Source organism: Bowmanella yangjiangensis (genome assembly GCF_017255015.1).
In the GTDB taxonomy this organism is placed as follows: domain Bacteria; phylum Pseudomonadota; class Gammaproteobacteria; order Enterobacterales; family Alteromonadaceae; genus Bowmanella; species Bowmanella yangjiangensis.
Genome location: NZ_JAFKCS010000107.1, coordinates 1 through 2,605, shown reverse-complemented (window position 1 = coordinate 2,605; position 2,605 = coordinate 1). Strand labels below are relative to the sequence as shown.

Genomic DNA, 2,605 nt, shown 5'->3' with positions numbered 1-2,605 from the left:
AGGACGCATCCGGTGAGTGCGGCGAACGCACGCCTGAAGGCCGTATCGGCCTAAGCGAGCGGTTGCGTCTCCAGCGGACGAAAGCGCGTCGTGCTGTTCGACGCGCTGCCGCTCATGGGATCAAGCGCCCGATGCTCGGCGGTGGCAGGTAGCATCCGCCCTGGGGCGCAGGACAGACGAGCAAGGTCGTCTGGGGTTGTGGACGCGACATGATCAATGTGCCGGCCAGACCGGCAATCGCGGTAACGACGAGCAGAGCACAGCAGGTGGAGGTCTTCATGGCGCACCTCAGGCTGGGCGCTTCACCTGCGGGGCAGGCCGGCGCGGTTATTGTTGTGCCTTCACCTTAGGGCGCCTTGGAAAGAGCGTCCTCGTCCGAGTGAACTAGATCCGCGCAGGCACTTGCCGCTTGCGGCGCGCGAATGCAGCGGTGCTCCAGCGCTCGGCCCGTAACAAGGTTGCGAGTACGAGGGAGGGGGCCAGAAGCTCCGAGAGCCTGGCCGTCACGCGCAGCCGAGCTGTCGGAGCTTCTCGAGCAACCCGCGCGCCAAGGGGCGCCGTCTTCAGCCTTTCACCACATATTCATGGCGTTCGGCGTTCTCGCGCGGGACTTCGGCGGCATCGACATAGAACTGCTCGTACCACTTGCGCAGCTGGTAGACCGGGCCGTCGCCGTCACACAGCAGCGGATTGTCGACTCGGGTCTTGCTCTGCCAGATCGCCACATCCTCGTAGAAGGCGGCGCGCGCCTGCTCGACGTAGGCCATGGCCATGGCGCGGTTCTGCTCCTCGCTGAGGCCGGGGATTTTCTTCACCAGCACACCGTAGCGCAGGGTGAAGCTGTGCTGGTCGATCGGCACATGGCAGTTGAGCAAGATCGAATGAATGGCCTGCCCGGCCATCGAACCGGTCATGTTGGTGATCTGGTAGGCAGGGCCATAGTAGGTGGCCACCGTGACCAGCTCGGCTTCGCCGGACAGGCGCGCGCTGGTGCCGCGCATGCTCTGCTCGGCGACATGCCCCTCGAAGGTGTTGCTGAAGTAGTGCAGTGGCGCGCCATGCACACTGCCGAAGTGCGCCATGTCTGCCACGTTGTCCACCAGCTCACGGCAATTGGTCGCGATGGTCATCTCGGCGATGGCCCAGCTGGCCCAGGCTTCGTCGTAACAGGCATCGATACGTGGGATGGCTTGCTCGGCACGTGGAGGATTGCCCTCCGGGTCGTGCCAGACGAACAGCAGGTGGTTCTGCTCCAGAACGGGCCAGGCCTTGATCCTGGCCCGTGGTGGGATGCGCTTGGCGTACGGGATGTCGTCGCATACGCCATCGGCACCCCAGCGCCATTCGTGGAAGGGGCAACGTAGCGAGTTACCTTCGACGCAACCTTCGCTGAGATCCGCCCCCATATGCGGGCAATATCCATCGAGGATATGCAGCTGGCCGTCCTCACCCTGGAATGCGACCAGGCGGGTACCAAAGGCATCGATACGATGCGCCCGGCCGTCGCGGTAGTCGTTGGCCAGGCCCAGGCAGTGCCAGCCACGGGCGTAACGCTCGGGGAGCTGTTTCACTTCGATTCGGTGCAGTGCGGGCATCTTGTGTTCTCCGTTGGCGCGCATGGGTAGGTTGTGCACGCTCTGGATTCTGCGGCCTGAATTGCGCAAGGCATCGTCTGAATGGACGATGCCTGTGGTCGCCGCCCCGGCTCTACTGACACCACGAGAACAAGGAGTGGAGGTCCGGATGAGTGACACTGGCGCTCGCGTAGCCGTCATCACCGGGGCTGCCAGCGGCATCGGCCGCGGGCTGGCCGAATACGCAGCCAGCCAGGGCCTCAGGCTGGTTCTGGGAGATATAGATGCGGCCTGTCTGGCCACCGTAGCCGAGATGCTGAGTGAGCGCGGGGCTGAAGTCGCCTGGCAACTGACAGACGTCAGCCAGCCGCAGCACCTGGAGACTCTGCGCGATCTCGCCGTACAGCGTTTCGGCGGCGTCGACCTGCTGTTCAACAATGCCGGGATCATGCAGACCGGGCTGTGCTGGGAGGTCGATGCGGCCAAGTGGCAGCGCATGCTCGACGTCAATCTGAATGGTGTGCTCAACGGCATTCGCAGTTTCATGCCGCTGCTGCTGCAGCAGAAGCGCCCGGCCCATGTGATCAATACCGCGTCTCTGGCAGGCCTGATCAACAGCCCTCTGCTGGGGCCTTACAACGTCACCAAGCAGGCGGTGGTCGCGATCTCCGAGACCCTGCATTACGAGCTGGCGATGCTCGATGCGCCGATCATCGTTTCGGTGCTCTGCCCGGGGCCGGTAGCCAGCTCGATCATGGAATCCAACAGTCGCATCGGTGATGCGGATGCACAGCTCGACACGCTGCTGGGTAGCCGTGTCCGCAAAGGCATGAGGCCCTTGCAGCTGGCGCAACAGGTATTCGCTGCCATCGACGAGCAGCGCTTCTGGATCTTTCCACACAAGTTCTTCAAGCCCGCTCTGCAGCGACGCCTGCAAAGCATTCTCGACGAGACCAATCCGGTCTTGCAGAAAGCACAGGAGTAATACGATGCCCCTTGATCCCCAGATTGAAGCCATTCTTTCTCAGTTC

Annotated in this window: 2 protein-coding genes; one reads left to right on the top strand and one right to left on the bottom strand. The window is 63.1% G+C overall.

The genetic code is table 11. The features are described from left to right. Positions 1–563: 563 nt before the first annotated feature. Positions 564–1,595 (bottom strand): Rieske 2Fe-2S domain-containing protein, encoded by a 1,032-nt coding sequence (locus J0A65_RS22270; RefSeq protein ID WP_206596511.1) that lies wholly within the window; start codon positions 1,593–1,595, stop codon positions 564–566. A gap of 148 nt (positions 1,596–1,743) precedes the next feature. On the opposite strand from J0A65_RS22270, the gene J0A65_RS22265 reads away from it, so the two are divergent. Continuing rightward, entirely contained in the window at positions 1,744–2,559 is an 816-nt protein-coding gene (locus tag J0A65_RS22265; RefSeq protein WP_206596510.1) for an SDR family NAD(P)-dependent oxidoreductase, read from the top strand. The last annotated feature ends 46 nt before the right edge of the window (positions 2,560–2,605 follow it).